Source organism: Dyadobacter frigoris, assembly GCF_005280585.1.
Lineage (GTDB): Bacteria > Bacteroidota > Bacteroidia > Cytophagales > Spirosomataceae > Dyadobacter > Dyadobacter frigoris.
Genome location: NZ_SZVO01000003.1, coordinates 262085 through 280265, shown reverse-complemented (window position 1 = coordinate 280265; position 18181 = coordinate 262085). Strand labels below are relative to the sequence as shown.

Sequence of the window (18181 nt, the reverse complement as noted above, 5' to 3'; positions counted from 1 at the left end):
TAATCAAATGAGATTTAAATCGGAGAATCAATTTCTTGCACTAGCTGAAAAAGGGAAAAATGAGTGGTGGAGATTTCTAATCTTCAGTATAGTCCTGATAAGCTTATTGTTCATGTCATATGTTATTATTGAAGCGGATGATCCATTTTTTGTTAATCAGACTGTTCTGGCAGGAAGTGTTTATGAAATTATAATTAATGGGTTACAGGAGGGGCTAGCATTTTTTCTGGTGCTGGCAGGAATATATTTTGCAATAAAAATAATTCACAAGCGTAATTTTTCAACGTTGAATTATGTTGATTTTTTTTCTAAAAATGAAGTTTTGGAAGGAATAGTAGTTTGGGGGACACTGGTTTTACTAGGTTCTTTAATAAATCAAGAAGATGACTGGAAATACTTTTTAGACAATAGAATCGATACTACTTTGGTTTATTTAATTCCGGTATCAATCGTTACAGTAGCGATACAATCGTACGCGGAAGAAGTTATTTTTAGAGGTTATCTGTTGCAAAGCTTTTCTTTGAGAATTAAGAATTATTACGTCCTCCTATTTTTGTGTTCGGCAATATTTGGGATTTTACATGTGGATTACGGTTTGGAAGCTGTATTAGGAGTGGCACTATTTGGGGCAATTTTTTGCATTATTGTACTTGAAAGGAAAAGCCTTGCGTTTGTAAGCGGAGTACACTTTATAAATAATTTCCTTGTTAGTTTTCTTTTATCCGGGGACGAAAAAAAAGTTATTGAGAAGGATTTTATGGACTTTGATTTTGTACCGATTGGAATAACGATTGTCCAGTTTATTTTGCTCTTGGTCTATATTAAGAAGTCAACAAAAAGTACTTATTACAACACTGAGCAGACGTTATGTTCCTGATTTGAAAAGAAAATAACAAAGCAGGCTGCCTCAACGATTTTTGGAGCAGCCTGCTTTGTTTTACGAAGGTAGTTACGCCTCAACCGAATTAATTTCCTGCACAATTTGTGAGAAAAGCTGGTACGATCGGATTCTTGCCTGATGGTCAAAGATATGAGACGTTGCCATGACTTCATCAACCTGTGTTTTTTCAAAAAATGCGGTTAGTTTCTTTTTTAGCTTTTCCGGGCCGCCAATGAATGAATAGGCAAGCATTTGATTTACGGCATGTTCTTCCTGGATATTCCAGATATCATCCATGCTGTCAACCGGAGGCTGCAAAAGTTTACGACTTCCACTCACTACACCCAAAAAGAATTGAAGAACTGACGTCGATAATTTTTCTGCTTCTGCATCCGTTTCGGCGGCTATAACATTGACACAAGCCATGACATACGGTTTGTCAAGATAGATGGAAGGCCTGAAATTTTTCCTGTACAAATCAATGGCTTCCAGAAAATAGGCCGGTGCAAAATGACTGGCAAAAGCATAAGGCAAGCCCATCGCAGCTGCTACCCGGGCACTATCTGTACTTGATCCTAAAATCCAGATCGGAACCTCTAATCCATCACCAGGAATTGCACGGATTTTGCCATTTTTATTATTTTTTGAGAAAAGAGTCTGAAGTGTTTCAATGTCATTCGGGAAATTGTGAACAGCATTGAAGTTTTCACCTCTTATCGCCCTTGCCGTAAGCTGATCTGTTCCCGGCGCGCGGCCCAAACCCAGATCAATTCTTCCGGGATATAAGGAAGCCAATGTTCCAAACTGTTCTGCAACTACGAGCGGCGCATGATTAGGCAACATTATCCCTCCTGAACCAACCCGGATTGTGGAAGTTCCCCCGGCAATATAACCTATAAGTACCGCCGTTGCAGAACTGGCAACACTGATCATATTATGATGTTCGGCCAGCCAATAGCGTGTATAACCAAGTTTCTCCGCTTCTTTTGCTAATTCCAGACTTGCTTTGAAAGTATCGACAGGCGTTTTTCCTTCGACAACTGTCGCAAGATCAAGCACGGAATAAGCTATGTTTTTTGATTCTTTTGTATCCATTTTTAAGCCTTTTTTATTATTGAAAAGTCTTTGGAAGACATTCATAACCGTTGTTTAAACAAATAGGTAATTAATTATTACTTGTTATAAAATCATGTTACAAATTACAGTAACAACAGAAAAACCGGGATAGTTGAATAATCGTTCCAAAATTATTTATCAATTTGAAAAATGCATAAATGTATGTTTAGCAGAGATAAAAGCTCAGCGAAATGAGAATACAAGACGAATACCAGGAACGGGTTGTTTGACCAAAGGCTGACTCATTTTGGGTTCAATGTGAAAGCTGATATCATCTGAAATATCAAACGTTTTCAAATGTGCAGCGACGTTGGCTTCAATAATAGCAAGTACATAAATCGCAGCTGTGACCACAACGGATGTTTCAAAATAGCGACGATAATCATCTTTTACTTTTTTGACCTGATTGATATTATAAAGCCTTGCCTCATCACGTTCACCGTTCAAAATTCCCCCTCTGTAAAAAACGGGCAACTGAGAATCTGCGTTAAGCCCGTCTTTTAACTGACCATAGGTTTTACTATCCGGATCGCTTAAATCATAAAATGAACGATAACCGGCAAGGAAATCCTGGTAACGGACTCTCCAATAAACAGCCGTCCAGGTTCCTCCCGCCAACGCAGCCAATACCAACGGAACCTTCCAGTAATCACGATTATAAATTTGTCCGCCGGCGGGGGAAATCGCAGCAAAAAGTGCCGCTTTTTTAGGGATAGGAACGAATTTTGTTTTGTTCTTTTTGGAAGAATCCGATCCCGATAAAACTCCCGGATGTAGAGAATCTTTATTTTCGATCGAAGTTTTCTTTGAAATACTGTCTTTCTTCCATTCCTGTGCGAACAGATGATTTGATGATAAAAAAATCATCCATAGCAAAACACACTTTTTCATCCCGGTTATTAAATTTTATTTTTAACTACTTTTAACATTTGAAATATTCCGTGCTTTTGACTTGGGTATTTTTCAACGTTTTTGCTAAAAGTAGCTGTCGTAATAATTTAAAATAGCCTGTTTTGTGGTTTTTAACTTAATTTATGAGATAGTTTGTATTTTTCTGACAAATCAAAAATATCAGGTGGAAAGGAAAATAATATGATTTTTACAGGAATATATTTTTGTTATTATGTCTCGTTCGTTAGGAGAATCCAAGCTGTTTCAGGAAAATCTCTCTGTAATTTCCCCCGATCGGGATTTCTATATTATTGATAAAAACCCTGTTCCCTTCAATATGATCAATCCTGGATTTGTTAATAATGAACGAACGGTGCACCCGAAGGAAATGCGATTTTGGCAAAAGGTCTTCAATCGCCGAAAAAGTTATAGCAGGTACTAACGTGTTTTGCGTCGTGACGATTTTCGTATTATTACCTTTGGCTTCTGCAAATAACAGATCCGGATAAAGGATTTTAAATATCTTTCCATCTGTTTTGATAAAAACAAAATCCTCGGTTTTTACATCATTACTTTCTGAATTGGACGGAAACTGCATCTGTAATTTTTCAGTGGCTTTATCAACCGCGATAATGAAACGTTCCAGCGAAAATGGTTTCAGCAGATAATCACAGGCAGAAAGGTCAAAAGCATCTAATGCATATTCTTTATAAGCCGTTGTAAAAATAACCTGCGGCGGATTTTTTAGCGTTTTCAAAAAAGAAATGCCGTCCATAATCGGCATATTGATATCCAGAAATAATATATCAACTTTTTGCTGATGCAATATTGCCTTCGCTTCCAACGCATTTCCACTGGCCGCTATGATGTTCAGATAAGGCAAATGCCCGCAGTAATTTTTTATGATATCTCTTGCAATAGGCTCGTCATCAACGATCAGGCAGTTGTATATAGTCATTGGCTGTTAGACGTTAGTTGTTGGCTTTTCGACAGTTCGTACTTTCAGGGTTATTTTATTTTTAGTCGTAAGTTGACGTTATACGTTATTTCATCTTCTTCAATGTTCAGTTCAGCTTCGTTTGGATATAACAGTTCAAGTCTTTTTTTGACATTTGCCAGTCCGAATCCGCTGTTTTTATTAATCGTTATTCCTTCTTCAACTGCTGCTTTATTGTGGGAATTTTTAATTGAAAACAGAATATAATTGCTCCACGTTTTCAGTGAAATATCAATAAATATATTTTCTTCCGCCGTGTTTTTGGAATGTTTGAAAGCATTTTCAATAAAAACAATCAAAAGCATCGGAGCGATTTTGATGTTTGTGCTGTCAATTTTTTCTATATCAGTTTTCAATAGTAACCTGTCGCCAATACGGATTTTTTCGAATTCAATATAATTATCAATGTAGGCCAGTTCCTCTTTTAACGGCACAAAACTCTGGTTGGATTCATAGACCGAATATCGCAGTAAATCAGATAAACGAAGCAATAGAGGCGGTATTTTCTCATGCTGGGTTATGGACAAACCGTACAAATTGTTCAGTGTATTAAATAAAAAGTGCGGGCTTAATTGTGACTGCAAAAGATGTAATTCACTTTGGCTGTTTGCCGCAGAAGTCTGTGCTTCCTTCAATTCGTTTTGGGACATGAATCGAATAAATTTTATCAGGATTCCCGTTAGTACGCTTACGGCTATAAAAGGAACCCAGTACATAAGCAGATTGAGCGCCGGGTGATTCTCAAAGGGGAAGTCGGCATGGTAAAAGATCCAGATTATATTAACGACGATCAGTATGAAAAGTGCGGTCACATGCAGGTTTGAAACCTTTTTGATTTCTGCCATTAATATCTCTGCACAATACCGCCCAAGAAAAACGCCTCCCAGAAAACAACCCGTTGCCGCTGCTGAAATTGCCTCGTCTTCATTCAAATGCATGGCATTTATGAATGCGTCAATAGCCAGAAAAATGGGCACAGATACAATAGCAGAGAGCACAAAATAAGCTCCGTTTCTAATCAGATCATTGCCGTCATTAACTTTTATATTTTTCATAATAATAGTGTTTGCCTCGGTTTAAAACTTCCGGCAAAACTGTCTTCATATATTTAATTCTTTCAAAAAAACTGGTGAAACGCCCTGAATTCATGACAGAAAGCTGATCTGAAAGTTCAAAATGTTTTGACACGTAAAAACCACATTCTGTCAGTGATTTGGGAAGTTACAACACAAATATTTCATGTGGCCAGCGGTGTATTCAATATTTGCTCATCACCATTGAAAAACACAAATTACTTAGCCATGAAAACGATAAACATATTACTCCTGATTCTTTTTTTGACAAATTTGGTACTGGCGCAGGCGACCGATAAAACCATTTCCGGAACCATAAAAGATACAAAAAACGAGGTGCTGCCGGGAACCACAGTCCGGTTATTAAGAACAACTGATTCAAGTATGGTAAAAGGTGAAATTACGGACGGAAACGGGAAATTTCAGTTTACTAATCTGGAAAACAATAGTTATATGCTTGCGATAACTGCTGTTGGTCAAAAGTCTTTTATGAGTGTGACACTTACGATCGACAGCGTACATCCTATGATTTCTCTGCCTGTAATTATTTTGCTTCCGGCCAAAAGTGTTGCGTTAAATGAGGTGACAGTTAAAGCAAGAAAACCTTTGATGGTTCAGGAAATCGATAAAACAACGATTAATGTGGAAGCCATGATCAGTAGTGCCACCAGTAATACACTGGAAGTTTTGGAAAAAACACCTGGGGTTTCTGTGAGCAGTAACGGAGATATAAGTCTGAATGGGAGAGGTGGTGTGCTGGTTTTGATTGATGGTCGGAGCACGTATATGTCCGGACAGGATTTGGCCGCTTATTTGAAATCTTTGCCTGGCGGGATGCTGGATAAAATAGAACTCATGGACAATCCGCCTGCAAAGTACGATGCCTCCGGAAATGCGATTATCAATATTCGTCTAAAGAAAAACAGGGCAGGAGGTTTTACAGGAAATATTTCTGCCGGGATCAGTATAGGCAGATACGTGAGGAGTAATGATGCGCTTAACCTGAACTACAATTACAAAAAGGTGAATTTGTTTGCTAATCTGGGTTATGGTTTTGAAAAAAATTATAGTCTGGATACATATGACCGACGATTTTATGACGTCTCTAATCAGCTCACTTCGACTGTCAGTCTGGTAAATAACCTGGTCAATAAAAATAACTTGCTGAATGCGAATTTTGGGATGGATTTTGCTGCGACTGCAAAAACTACTTTGGGTGTAATAGTAAACCTGAACGGAGGTACACGAAACGGTGATTTTAATTATAACAGTACAAATTTCAATGCCGATAGCCAGTTGAATGGCACGGGTTCCGGAAATACAGAAAGCACAGATAAGAGAACGAACACGGGGATCAACCTGAATTTGCTTCACAAACTTAACACAACAGGCAGGGAATTTTCTGCCGATGTTAACTATTTGAAATACAAAACAAATGCCCATCAGGTTTTAGAAAACTTCACTTTTCTGCCTTATGGGTTACTGAATAACAAAACCAGTTTTTTATACGAAATACCTTCTGATATCAACATTTATACTGCCAAGGCTGATTATGTTCATCCTTTCAAAAACAAGGCGAAAATGGAAGCCGGTTTCAAATCCAGCGTTGTTGATAATGATTTTGTATTTGATTATTACGATGTCAATGGAAATTCTCAAACGATTGATAACGGTAAATCCAATCATTTTAAATATAACGAAAATGTGAATGCTGCGTATCTGAATGGACAAAAAGCGTGGAAGCGATTCGGTGCGCAGTTGGGAGTAAGGGTTGAAAATACGCACGCCCGTGGCAGACAATTGGGCAATGAAGTGGTGGATGAAATGACTTTTACGAAAAATTATACAGGATTGTTCCCAAGCATTTTTTTGAATTACAAACTGGATGATAAAGGATCCAATACGTTTGGGATTATGGCTGTCCGAAGGATAAATCGTCCTAATTATCAATTACTTAATCCTTTTGTTTTCTTTAAAGACCAATATTCGTACAGCTCGGGAAATCCACGTCTGACGCCTCAGTATCAGGACCGGATCGAGTTGAAATATCAGCATAAACAATTTTTGAACATGGGATTGAGTTACAATCGTTTCTCAGACCTTATATTCCAGACAACCCAGGTGGTAGACAGTATTTTTACCAGCCGACCGGAAAATATTGCCAAAGGTTATATGCTGCTGTTGAATACTACCGTGTCTGTTTCTCCTGCGAAATGGTGGTATATGAACACAACGCTGCGGCTTTCTCATATAACAACGCAAGGGGCGGTTTATAATGAAAATCTGGATATTGCATTGAATATCGCCAGATTTGAAATGAATAATTACCTGACTTTAGGCAAAAACTGGACCGCTGAACTGGGAGGTTATTATGCCAGTCGCGATATAACCGGCCAGGCGGTAACGGGCGGAATGTACCGTGTTAATGCCTCGGTTCAGAAAAAGATATGGAACGGAAAAGGCAGTATCCGTATTTCGGCCGAAGATATTTTTCATTCCTGGGTTTATCACAACCGATCAGTAAGCCTGAAACAATCGGACTTTTTTCAAACGAGCAAAACAGATACACAACGTATCGGATTTGCATTCACTTATCGTTTTGGAAAAGATACTTTTGCCAGAAAACGCAGGTATAATAATAACGGAACGGATGATGAAAAAGAGCGGGTGAGTAATTAATTTTGTTGATTGTTATCCCATCACTAACCTGCTTACAAATGATTTCAATTATATTTTGTAAGCAGGTTTTATTTCTGTATTTTTATAGAGTGATCAGTCAGTCTTTGGAATGGATAAGGAAAAAGAAATATTAGCAGCGGCATTAAAGCTCTTTGTAGAATTTGGGTTTCATGGTACACCAACGAGTAAAATTGCAAAAGAAGCAGGTGTCGCAAACGGTACTTTGTTTCATTATTTTAAAACAAAGGAAGATTTGATTGTAGGGTTATATATCAGGATTAAAGAAAATCTCAACGGTTATCTGTTGTCCAAAGTTGATGATCAGAGTACTTTGGAAACAAGAATGAAGACAATTTATGAAGAATCGCTTCAATGGGCCTTGATTCATCGGGATGAGTTTTATTTCATTCAGCAATTTCATTTTTCACCTCATTTGGCAAAAGTTTCTGCGGAAGATATAGAAAAACAAACGAGATTGCATGTCGGCCTTTTAGGTGAAGGTGTGAAGAGTAAAATATTTAAATCACTACCGGTCGGCTTGATCGGCACGATATTAGGAAGTCAGCTTTATGGAGTTTACCAATATCTGGTCAGCAACGATTTATCCGCTTCAAAACAGAAACAAGTCATCGATGAAACCTTTGTTTTGCTTTGGGAAATGATTACAAATATCAAACAATAATATGGATACGACGAATAGTAAGGCCATAAGGGCGGTCATCACGGGAACTACCGGAATGGTAGGAGAAGGCGTTTTACACGAATGTTTGCTCCATCCTCAGGTGGAGGCTGTTTTGATTATAAACAGAAAACCAAGCGGAATAACGCATCCGAAAATCAAAGAAATTATCCATCAGGATTTCTTTGATCTTTCAGCGATTGAAAGCCAGCTTTCCGGTTATAACGCCTGTTTCTTTTGTTTGGGAGTTACTTCTGTTGGCATTTCCGAAGAAGTATATTACAAAATGACGTATACGCTCACTATACACGTTGCGGAAACTTTGAGCAAGATTAACAGCGATATGACTTTCTGTTATATTTCCGGCGGTGGTACTGATAGTTCCGAAAAAGGCCGGCTGGCTTGGGCGCGAATCAAAGGGAAAACTGAAAACGACTTGATGAAATTACCTTTTAAAGCCGTTTATGCCTTTCGTCCAGGATTTATTAAACCTACGAAAGGATTAAAATACACGCATAAATTCTATAAATACATTAGCTGGTTATTTCCAATTGGACGTGCAATTTACCAAACCGGCTTTTGTACAATGAAAGAGCTGGGTTTGGCAATGATTAATTCTGCAACAAAAGGTTATAGCAAGAAAATACTGGAAGGAACGGATATCATTGCGTTTGGTAAAGAGTAAAAGTTGATTGAAGTCATCAGTCGTTTAACAGCTCAAATTTACACAGATTTTTTTGGACTATTTGATGTAACCGATAGGTAGTATATTGGTAATTTTAGCGTATATATTTTTACTTCCAGCTTGATTTACTGTTTTAAGATATTGGAATTACTGTTTGAAATGAAAACATTTTCAGAACAGTAATTTCCTTAGTGCATCGGGTATTTTGTAAAAGGAAAAAAAGTAGAGCTGAAAGTAAAAAAAATATAAAAAGTACAAAATCTGTCTCCAGATCTGGCACTTTTTATAGATTTGATGAAGTGGATATATATTTAAAGCGATTCCGAAGTATGACTTTGGCTGCTCAATGAATCGGATGCGACGAACTGTGCAATCTGAAACTGACCTTGGATGAGACTGTTTTTTTGAGAATTTCCGTAGACAGGAAGTAATATTTTTTGGTTGTTAACTACCTGATTTTCAGAAGATTTTTCTCTGAGTTTTTGTTCGTCAAGGGCTTGCTGTTTTGCCTCTTTTTCAAACAGGCAAAGTACAAAAAGACATACAGCAATTATAAATGTAGATAATGATTTCATAGCTAAAATTTAATTTACAGTTGTAAACTAATACAAATCTAATACAAAGAGTCTTAATGATGGCAAAAGGTTGTAACGGAAATTGCAAAAATTATAAAAACTTATTAACCGGCCGGGAAAATATAAATATTTTAATTTTGTCAGAAGAATGAAATGATTGAAAATCTTTGACATTCTTCTGACAAAAATCGGAGTTATAAAGTTTGTAGAAACATCGTTTCACTGTTTCTGAATACCTCTGAACAATTGGCACAAGCCAGTTCTTTTTCCTGCGCATACCATCGGCAGGAATTTCTGATTGCACAATGTTGTACAGAAGTGCTGACCGGATTTTGGTGAAGCTGAATAACTTTTTGAATTAAACCGCATTTCCCATCTTCCCACTGATGGCATCCCTGTTGAATACATTTTCCCGAAAAACGAAAACGTTCTTCTGCCCGTCTGCCTTTTTGTGCTTCCTCTACGAAAGTTTTGTCAATCCTGATCGTATCGTTCAAATAAGTCACCTTCCCATTTTTGCCTACAATCCCAAATAGATCAGCACCTGGTTTGGCAACATAACTTGGGCAGTCCAGAGAATTTTCTGATAAATTGTCAGAATCCATTTCCAATCTGGATAATTCTGTTTCTTGCGTCATCCCACCATATTCCCCAGATAAATGGATGAAGGCCGCCAAAATCAAACGGGCCTTTTTTCTTTCCTACGCCGTATTCCTTCAGCGCATCCATATGCGCAAGCTCCTTCATTACAATTTCCTGAATTCCCTCGTTGATCCTTTTTTTCTGATCCTCACTCAGATGCAAACCTTCCAATGATACTAAAAACTGATTTTCTACTTTCTTTTCCATTGTTGTATTTATTTAAATTGTTGATAATTATTCAAAGATTTTCCGGATTGGAAACAATTGGACTTGATTATCTGACAGGAAGGAAACTTGTATTTCTTTATCCTAGGTATGAGTCGAATTATTGGGAGGAAATGGAAACAGAAAACAGTATTGAATACAAAAATTTCCTCACAAAAAGTTAGAAAGCAGGTAGTTTCACACTTTTCGTGAGGAATGATTTTAGCTGATGATGAGATTATTTTGTGTTAATGGGACTAAAATTAAAACCCTCTGTTTTGCCTAAACCTTCGGTAACTCACTTTCTCTATGTCATTGCACCTCCTTTTTGCAAAGAATCAGCAGGGATTGTCTTTTGATCTTTACAAAAAGCCGCAAGTCAGGCTCGGTAAACTATTGCCCAACAGGTATAAAATGGTAGAAAAATATTATATTGTATTCTGAAAACTATAAGCCCGATTACTTTGGGTATTAACTATCATAAGTACGCAATAACAATTTCACTGGCCAGATAACCATTTCTGGAACATTCCCCACCTTATTGAAACCTCATAAAACAGCCACCGAAGTTTTGGTTCAACAGAGGCTTAAACGCAACGTAGTATACATGGATGCGTTTAAGCCTCTGTTTGTTTGTTGCTACCGCTTACGCTACCGCTTACGCATGCTTTATTAGCAACAAATTTCTGAAAAATACCAATATATCTTAGGCAATAGTGGCATCGTCCAAATATAGAAAAGTGAAATTGAACTTATAATTATCATTGTATAAAATCTCTTTTTTCCCTGATGTTATATCTTCCTTTGTAATTGAAAATTCTTTTAGAAGTATATCGGGCAAAGAGTCTGTTTCTTTTAATTCGACTAAATCACCAATGTCAAACATTAATGTTTGTTTTCCAATGTAACCACTACTACCAAAAGATTTACTTTCACCAGTCTTGATATCGAAGACCCGTATTTTAACTTTATTTCTAATAATTTCGATAGTATCACTATCACCACCTGTTATTTGCTTTAGACAAACGACCTCTAAAAAAGAAAATACGGCTGTTAGGCTAATTTTATTAGATGTACTCGCTAATTGTAAACCTGTATCAGATGCTTTATCATAAAACTGATTACCTGAAGTACCTAATCCACCCCAATTTGTTTTGTTAAATGCATCTGTCTCAAAGCTTCCTGCTCCCTGCGGGGCATTTGTTCCAGAGCCGCTACCAAAAGATTGGTTAGCACTGTCATTATTTTGACTGCTTGAATTATCAGGTGTTTTTGTATTGTCCGTGTTACTGCTGATATTATTTTTCACACCTCTGTCGTCCATGTTTTTTGCATGGTTAATTTTTGCACCATCACCGGAAATACCTTGTACGCTACTTCCCCCACCAGCAGGTACGCCAGTTGCCGCACTAACGATACTTTTTGCAAGATCTGCTGCTATCTGAGCCATTGACACTGCTTTTTGTGCTTGAGTTTTCATATTAGCAGATGTTAATTGCCCAGATTCTGTTGCTGCCTGTAAAGTACCTTCCATACCCGCTTTCACCAAGCCCTGTGTACCGGCAAGCCCCGACATATCTCTAAACATATTTCCATTTGAAACAGCCGAAAGGATACTTCCTAAATCGCTACCTGTTGGTAGTGTTGTTGGGTTTACAATATTTAAAACTGGTGAGCTAAGGGGAGTTGCTTTTAAATCTTCCGCTTGTCCTCGAGTACTTGTCTGTATAGGTGCAATATCAGTTGGCAAAATTGGAATAGGGGAATCCTGCCAATTCCAGAATCTTGTTATGTCTAATTTTTCTGCTGAATTAGAACGCCCTAACACAGCTTCGGCAAATACGCCTCCTGTTGGAATTGGGACCAATCTTTCATTTGAAGTTTCACCTACTTTAATATTGTATTTATCAATTAAAGATAGCCATTCCTGAATATCGGTCGGTTGATTTTCAAATTCTCTAAGGTTTTCTATTCTATCAGTTGGCGCTTTTAATATCAAATAGTTGCCGACTACCTTAACAGGTTTAGGGTCAACTAATTCAAGCAATGTCCTATCGCCCCATTTGTATTGAGAGAATAAAATAGTTAGCGCAGCTGAATCAAGATTTTGATAAATAACTTTGCTGTAATAATCTGCGTTTTCTTTTAGGTGTTTTATGGTTTTTCGTTTTCTATCTTCTCTATCAGTGTTTAATTTTATCACATCATTTAAACCGATATCATTACCCAATGTAACTGGTACCGGAACATCAAAAACACTACCGTTACATGAGCAAGTTAGTATTACCGTTCCTTCCCTTTGTTTACTATCTTTTGTTTTCTCTATTTGAATACTGTCTATTTCTGAAAGTAATATTGGCTTTTCCATTACTACAGAAGGCATATTTAGAACGGAAATAAGATTGTCTCCCGTTTGTATATTATGGAGATTTATTTGCAGCGGTACAATGTCTTTGACAGTAACCCTTATAAGAAAAGTATTATCGGATAAATGCAGACTTTTATTGTCATTTGGCCGTAAGATTGATTTTCCAATTAATCTTGAAATGTTTGCAATAGTATCACTTTGCCATATAGGCTTTTGCATTGCTGATACATTCGATATCGATGGCGTGACTTTTTCACCAAAATCGGATTTGAAGGCATCTATTTTAGCGTTATCTGATTCACTTAAATTCAGATTTAGACTTTTAATGAACATCAAATTTGAATGGACTGGATTTGTAGCAACGCTACTAGCGACACTTGGGTTAAAAACAAAGAGGCTGTTGCTGTCAATAGTAGGTGTAAGGGTTACGGATGAAGTGTCGTCAATTAATAAATCAAAAGCAGTTGAATTTAATGCCCGTCTTGCCAACGTACTTCTATATCTTTCTAAAACAATTTCATCCTCAAAATCTATTATTTCCATTGGAAGAAACAGACATCTTTCTGCTTTATGAAGTTGTACAAGTGTTCTGTAAATTTGAATTACTTCATAATATTGAATTGTAAGAGCGTGCATATGATTATAATTTGCAACAACTCTGGTGCTCACCTGTTCGTGTTCAGATTGCGACACTTCTTTAACTACTGATGCCCTCCTGCTTCTTGCTGAATTTGAATGCTGCTCTGTTTTATCGTTAATATTTTTGCTCATGCTTGCTGCTATATCTCTATGCCCAACAGACCAGGATGAGGATTCGGCACTTGCATCCGTTGAGGCTGTTTGAACATTTCCGGAAGCACCCCCGCTAGCAAATAAACTGGTTAATAAACCCGTCTCAACAGACATTGAAGCTGACGCACTGGTCGAGGAAGATGAAGAACTACTTTTTGAACCTCCTTCCTGCATTTCGTTAGCGACTGCTTCCTGCACCTCCTGAGTTGCTAGGGAGTGAGTTGTTTGGTTATCCAATTTTTCTCTTTCATCAATTGCTTCTGTTTGCTTTCCGGTCGTTTTTCTATTCCAGTCAATTACCGCTACTCTTGTCACCTCACCAGGAGCAAGCCCCAAGCTGTGAACCATTTGTCCAAGTGTAATTCCTTGTGAATACCAAGATTGAGAGAAAGTTAGTATAGTACCAATGGCGGGTTGAGCAAATCGTCCCTTTTGGTCAATAGCTGCTTTTAGTGATAATGTTCCCCCTTTGCTTTTTATATCTATAATTGGAGTATCTACTTGTGGTGTTCCTTTCATTTCAAGCATGACTAACGTGTCGTAGTAAACCCTATGTGTTGGATATTCTCCAAATTTGGGTCTTAATTCTTCCGCTGTATCCTCAATTGAACCTAAATTTGTTCCCATTGAAGATGCCACAATTAAACGAGCAACTTCAGCGGGTTGCCAAAAAGCCAATTCCTTGATAGTTTTTATACCCAAAGATGTTTCAATAGCTGTCGCCGGTACAATCCCAACACCAACCAGATATTTTATATCAGCATCTCCAATTTTTTCGATTGGTATGTCGGTTGGAAAACTATTATCTAAAAAATTACCTGGAATTTTACCAATTCGATTAAATCCACCACCTGCCTGAGAATTCAGAAGTAGCTGACGAGCGTTTGCGAATACCCACGACGTGCCTAAATCAAAAACAGTTTTAATGTTAATGGCTTCAAGTGCAGCTTTCATTTCATCAGTAACTCCATTTAGAGATGAAATTTCTTGAGATAAGACTTCTGTCAGACTAAGATTTTCAGCTTTTGAACTCAAAATATCTGCAATACTGTTACTCGTTGTTATATTTTTCATAGTCGTATTTTTAAGAAAATGGAATTGGTAATTAATGCAATTTGCGTAGTATGGAAAAAGTGAAATTCTCCGGGACAGGGTAATTATCAACAATTATGTGGATGCATAACCGCCGCATTTCGAAATTGGAAGCCTTAGCGTTTTTGTCGGTCATGCGGGGAAAATATATGCCCATGGTGCAGGAAGCCAGGAATTCATATTGATCGGGTTTTCAGGTCGGATGTACTGAAAACCCGATATTTCGGCGTATGAATCATTGCAAATTTCTGAAAGAGAAAAAGGAGGATTTAGCTGTCGATACCAGGCGTTTGTTCTGATTATATCTCCCCAATGACAACATAGTCGCAGAAATATTTAAACGGATTGGCAACTCCATCCGGACTTGTAGCCGAGATAGTAATGATTGTCTCGGTTCCGCTGATATCTTTTTCAATACTCCAAATTACGATTACGTTTCCAGGACTGTCAATACTATAAATAGTGGCTGAAACCGTAGGTGGTTTTTTGAATTTCGGAAGCCTGAATTGAACTTCACGTACATGATCTATGCGATCATTCATAGGAACTACATCACTGCACAGCAGATGCGCCCGTCCAAGGTTGATTTTTGTTGACATGATGATAGGATTAAATAAAATGTATTGATTGTTAGTATGTTATGATTCGATAGATCGAATTTCGGAAGAAGATGGGAAAGGAGAAATCAACAATTATGTGGATGAACTACTGCACCATTCCGCTAATTCCTGCATGAAAAACTTTGCCGTTCTTGTCTGTCACGCAAGGAGAAGATTGGTCAATGGTTCGGGAAGTCAGGAATTCCCATTTTTTTGTTCCGGTTGATGCGTCAAAGGCATAAACTTTTTTGCCAATACCGATATAGACCAATGCATTCGCTACGACCACGCCTGAATAAATCAGGGTATTTTGTTCAGGCTCAATGATCCACTTTTTTTCTCCGGAGGCGGCGTCCAGTGCATAAAGTTTTGACTTGCCGCCAATGTAAACGATCCCGTTTGAAACGAGTGGAGATGAGTAGTACACCGTGCCTTCGTCTGTTGGATACTCCCATTTTTTAGTACCAGTTCCTGCATTAAGGGCAAGAATTTTTTTGGTCCCAGTTCCAAATAATCCGCTGCCAAAATAGACAAGGCCATTTGAGATAGTTGGAGAAGAGTTGACAAGACTGGCGTCGGGAAACTCCCAGTTTACTGCACCCGTTTTTATATCAAATGCACTAAAACCATGATATTCTGACCCAACATATAATTGACCATTTGAGATCGCTGGTGAAGATTCCGTAATAAAAGTGGTAGCAGCTTTCCACTTTGGATCACCTGTTAGAGCATCAAGTCCATAGATACCAACTTTACTACCGCCTCCACGGATACTGGCGTATACAATCCCGTCGACAACAGTAGGTGATGCTTGCCAGCTATATACTTCATCGTCCTGAAATTTCCATTTGACTACCCCGGTGGCTATATCAAGAGCGAAGAGATAATGTTCGCATCCATAGTATAACAAACCTTTTTCTATGGCGGGTGCTGCAAACGGCTGTAATAGACCGGGCGCTGAGTCCCATTTTTTAGTTCCCGTGGCAGCGTCCAGCGCATAAATTTTTTTATCCCAGCTTGCGAAATATACGATGCCGTCAACGACCGTTGGCGTACTTTGGATCGCATCTCCTGTTTTAAATTCCCACTTTTTAGCACCCGTCAAGGCATCAAGAGCATAGAAGATTCCATCAAGGTTTCCTATATAGACAGTTCCGTTATCTGCGATTTTAAGTGTAACAGTATAGGCCTGTGTGTTTCCGTCTTCGGAGGTTACTGTATAAACAACAGGTTTGGTAAAATCCTGAACAACGCCTGATGCAGGTGCAATCGTTGCTTTATCCGAAACAGTAATTACTGGTGCAAGTTTAGTAAGGTCGGTACCCGACGGAAGATCCGCTTTTATCGTTTTGGCAGACTCGTCAATAATCGCTGCTATGGCTGGATTTAAAGAATTCGTACTAAAAGAAATGATTGCTTTTGAAGAATTTTTGGTCGCCGGATCGGGATCATCATTGTTACAAGAAACGAGCGAGGATAGCATTAATAATGCTATCAAAGCATGAAAAATTTTGATTTTCGTTTTCATTGTTTTGAGATTTTGGAAGTGTAGAAAATTAGAAAGGAAATTGAGGAGACATGGGAATTCTGGCCGTCGGAAATACGGATTTCGTCGGAGGTTAAATTATGTGATTTAAAGAATCTGTTGATTGACAGATCAAATTTCGGAAGAAGTTTTAGAAGGGGAAATCAACAATTTTGGGGATGGAAGATAGGAGTAATTGAGGGTTTTTGTGATAATTATTAACCCATAAATCCGTGAGAATAAAGATTTAGGGATTAATTTTCGATGAAGATTTAAAAATACTCACGCCATATGCAATTAGCATTAATCCCATTGTTTCAATAATCATACGGCCTATGCTGATTTGATAAAACAGCGTAGGGAAATCATCAAATAACCGATCCGAGAAAAATAGAATTAGAATTGAAAATGTACTTATTGAAAAGAATCCCCAGACGACAAGGTTAAGTGCATCGTTACTCAAAGGGTTTTTTATTTTGCTGATGAAGTGTCGTTGAAAAAATAGTAAAGAAAGAATGATGATAAAAACACTATCAGAAAATGAACCGATTTTTTGTGCGTCCTTATAGCCTTCCCAAAAGAGGCTGTTGAGAATTTCCAGAGCAAAGAGAGAAATGGAGGTAATCAGTATAATTTTTCCAGCTCTTTCACCGTAAATTTGACTAAAAAATATACCTAAAAATAAAATCTCGTTTAAGTAATAAAATGGTGAAGTGAAAAATGTGTCGTGTATATCAAATCTGTCAAGATAGGGGACGAAAAAGTCTGGAAATGAATTAACAAGGCTGATGAAAGATACTTCGATAAGTGCTATCACAAAGGCAAAAATAGACCAGTAAAATAATGGTTTTAATAATCTGGAAACCGGTTTGCCAGAACACCGCACGAGGAAAGCGAATAAGATCACTCCTCGTGCGGCTAAAAGTATGTAGCCAAATTTTATTATCGTATGTCCAAAATCAGACTCTGTCATGTCGGTATCTTTACTTTTATTCCTTCGTCCCCTACGCCATCACTTCCGCCAAGAATCAAGAGGTAGGGTGGTGGGCCGGGACAGATATTTATCAATAAGAGATCAAAATCTCCCGATAAAAGTTTTTGCTCCAGAATATCTCTTAGCAGCACAAAACCTTTTTTGATTTTCGGACCCTTTTTATACTTTGAAATTCTGACAGTAAAAGAACCATTTGTCGTTTTTACAATACTTATTAGGATCCCGTCTGCAACAGGATCTGAATTAAGTTTATTAAAAATGAAAACCCTGGTTTTTTTTACCAGTATGCGATTGGCAGGATATCGAATGTTGTCATCTTTGGGAAAGTCCAATGAACTCAATATCCTCTTGGAATGCGTGTTGTCAGCCATAAGATTAAAGGTTAGTTAT

Annotated in this window: 16 protein-coding genes; 4 read left to right on the top strand and 12 right to left on the bottom strand. The window is 37.8% G+C overall.

Annotated elements, in window-relative coordinates; genetic code table 11:
• Positions 1-112: 112 nt before the first annotated feature.
• Positions 113-877 carry a CPBP family intramembrane glutamic endopeptidase gene (locus FDK13_RS08250; protein WP_170982746.1) on the top strand — a complete coding sequence of 255 codons (765 nt, stop codon included), beginning with the start codon at positions 113-115 and terminating at the stop codon, positions 875-877.
• Between the two features lie 72 nt (positions 878-949).
• Here the strand turns inward: FDK13_RS08250 and FDK13_RS08245 are convergent, their stop codons facing one another.
• The 4 genes from FDK13_RS08245 to FDK13_RS08230 all read right to left on the bottom strand — a co-directional run bounded on the left by FDK13_RS08245 (position 950) and on the right by FDK13_RS08230 (position 4939).
• Positions 950-1975, bottom strand: a complete 1026-nt coding sequence (locus FDK13_RS08245) for an LLM class flavin-dependent oxidoreductase (RefSeq protein ID WP_137339511.1) — start codon at positions 1973-1975, stop codon at positions 950-952.
• Between the two features lie 204 nt (positions 1976-2179).
• A complete protein-coding gene (locus FDK13_RS08240; RefSeq protein WP_137339510.1) occupies positions 2180-2887 on the bottom strand; it encodes a DUF5683 domain-containing protein in 708 nt (235 codons plus the stop codon).
• Between the two features lie 244 nt (positions 2888-3131).
• The gene (locus FDK13_RS08235) at positions 3132-3845 is read right to left on the bottom strand and encodes a LytR/AlgR family response regulator transcription factor (RefSeq protein ID WP_137339509.1); all 714 of its coding nucleotides are present in this window, start codon (positions 3843-3845) and stop codon (positions 3132-3134) included.
• 50 nt (positions 3846-3895) lie between these two features.
• Positions 3896-4939, bottom strand: coding sequence for a sensor histidine kinase (locus FDK13_RS08230; RefSeq protein WP_137339508.1), 1044 nt, complete (start codon positions 4937-4939; stop codon positions 3896-3898).
• Positions 4940-5185: 246 nt separating this feature from the next.
• Here FDK13_RS08230 and FDK13_RS08225 point away from each other — a divergent pair, with 246 nt between their 5' ends.
• From FDK13_RS08225 to FDK13_RS08215, 3 genes are all read left to right on the top strand, one after another.
• Positions 5186-7636, top strand: coding sequence for a TonB-dependent receptor (locus tag FDK13_RS08225; RefSeq protein ID WP_137339507.1), 2451 nt, complete (start codon positions 5186-5188; stop codon positions 7634-7636).
• A gap of 109 nt (positions 7637-7745) precedes the next feature.
• On the top strand, positions 7746-8318 hold the full coding sequence (locus FDK13_RS08220; protein ID WP_137339506.1) for a TetR/AcrR family transcriptional regulator: 573 nt from the start codon (positions 7746-7748) through the stop codon (positions 8316-8318).
• 1 nt (position 8319) lies between these two features.
• Entirely contained in the window at positions 8320-9000 is a 681-nt protein-coding gene (locus tag FDK13_RS08215; RefSeq protein WP_137339505.1) for a Rossmann-fold NAD(P)-binding domain-containing protein, read from the top strand.
• Positions 9001-9311: 311 nt separating this feature from the next.
• On the opposite strand, the gene FDK13_RS08210 is transcribed toward FDK13_RS08215, so the two are convergent.
• The 8 genes from FDK13_RS08210 to FDK13_RS08175 form a co-directional block, all read right to left on the bottom strand.
• Positions 9312-9575, bottom strand: coding sequence for a hypothetical protein (locus tag FDK13_RS08210; RefSeq protein WP_137339504.1), 264 nt, complete (start codon positions 9573-9575; stop codon positions 9312-9314).
• A gap of 194 nt (positions 9576-9769) precedes the next feature.
• Entirely contained in the window at positions 9770-10180 is a 411-nt protein-coding gene (locus FDK13_RS08205) for a hypothetical protein (RefSeq protein WP_137339503.1), read from the bottom strand.
• Positions 10170-10424, bottom strand: a complete 255-nt coding sequence (locus tag FDK13_RS08200; RefSeq protein WP_137339502.1) for a hypothetical protein — start codon at positions 10422-10424, stop codon at positions 10170-10172. The genes FDK13_RS08205 and FDK13_RS08200 overlap by 11 nt, the downstream gene beginning before the upstream one ends.
• 703 nt (positions 10425-11127) lie before the next feature.
• A complete protein-coding gene (locus FDK13_RS08195) occupies positions 11128-14655 on the bottom strand; it encodes a hypothetical protein (RefSeq protein ID WP_137339501.1) in 3528 nt (1175 codons plus the stop codon).
• 317 nt (positions 14656-14972) lie between these two features.
• A complete protein-coding gene (locus tag FDK13_RS08190) occupies positions 14973-15272 on the bottom strand; it encodes a hypothetical protein (RefSeq protein ID WP_137339500.1) in 300 nt (99 codons plus the stop codon).
• Positions 15273-15378: 106 nt separating this feature from the next.
• On the bottom strand, positions 15379-16800 hold the full coding sequence (locus FDK13_RS08185; protein ID WP_137339499.1) for an outer membrane protein assembly factor BamB: 1422 nt from the start codon (positions 16798-16800) through the stop codon (positions 15379-15381).
• A 244-nt stretch (positions 16801-17044) separates the two neighbouring features.
• Entirely contained in the window at positions 17045-17770 is a 726-nt protein-coding gene (locus FDK13_RS08180; RefSeq protein WP_137339498.1) for a hypothetical protein, read from the bottom strand.
• A complete protein-coding gene (locus FDK13_RS08175) occupies positions 17767-18162 on the bottom strand; it encodes a hypothetical protein (RefSeq protein ID WP_137339497.1) in 396 nt (131 codons plus the stop codon). Before FDK13_RS08175 ends, FDK13_RS08180 begins: the two co-directional genes overlap by 4 nt.
• Positions 18163-18181: the final 19 nt, after the last annotated feature.

Bases quoted from the DNA above. Each gene is read 5' to 3' on its own strand.
- FDK13_RS08250 (WP_170982746.1), top strand. From the start codon at position 113: ATGTCATATGTTATTATTGAAGCGGATGATCCATTTTTTGTTAATCAG.
- FDK13_RS08245 (WP_137339511.1), bottom strand. From the start codon at position 1,975: ATGGATACAAAAGAATCAAAAAACATAGCTTATTCCGTGCTTGATCTT.
- FDK13_RS08240 (WP_137339510.1), bottom strand. From the start codon at position 2,887: ATGAAAAAGTGTGTTTTGCTATGGATGATTTTTTTATCATCAAATCAT.
- FDK13_RS08235 (WP_137339509.1), bottom strand. From the start codon at position 3,845: ATGACTATATACAACTGCCTGATCGTTGATGACGAGCCTATTGCAAGA.
- FDK13_RS08230 (WP_137339508.1), bottom strand. From the start codon at position 4,939: ATGAAAAATATAAAAGTTAATGACGGCAATGATCTGATTAGAAACGGA.
- FDK13_RS08225 (WP_137339507.1), top strand. From the start codon at position 5,186: ATGAAAACGATAAACATATTACTCCTGATTCTTTTTTTGACAAATTTG.
- FDK13_RS08220 (WP_137339506.1), top strand. From the start codon at position 7,746: ATGGATAAGGAAAAAGAAATATTAGCAGCGGCATTAAAGCTCTTTGTA.
- FDK13_RS08215 (WP_137339505.1), top strand. From the start codon at position 8,320: ATGGATACGACGAATAGTAAGGCCATAAGGGCGGTCATCACGGGAACT.
- FDK13_RS08210 (WP_137339504.1), bottom strand. From the start codon at position 9,575: ATGAAATCATTATCTACATTTATAATTGCTGTATGTCTTTTTGTACTT.
- FDK13_RS08205 (WP_137339503.1), bottom strand. From the start codon at position 10,180: ATGGATTCTGACAATTTATCAGAAAATTCTCTGGACTGCCCAAGTTAT.
- FDK13_RS08200 (WP_137339502.1), bottom strand. From the start codon at position 10,424: ATGGAAAAGAAAGTAGAAAATCAGTTTTTAGTATCATTGGAAGGTTTG.
- FDK13_RS08195 (WP_137339501.1), bottom strand. From the start codon at position 14,655: ATGAAAAATATAACAACGAGTAACAGTATTGCAGATATTTTGAGTTCA.
- FDK13_RS08190 (WP_137339500.1), bottom strand. From the start codon at position 15,272: ATGTCAACAAAAATCAACCTTGGACGGGCGCATCTGCTGTGCAGTGAT.
- FDK13_RS08185 (WP_137339499.1), bottom strand. From the start codon at position 16,800: ATGAAAACGAAAATCAAAATTTTTCATGCTTTGATAGCATTATTAATG.
- FDK13_RS08180 (WP_137339498.1), bottom strand. From the start codon at position 17,770: ATGACAGAGTCTGATTTTGGACATACGATAATAAAATTTGGCTACATA.
- FDK13_RS08175 (WP_137339497.1), bottom strand. From the start codon at position 18,162: ATGGCTGACAACACGCATTCCAAGAGGATATTGAGTTCATTGGACTTT.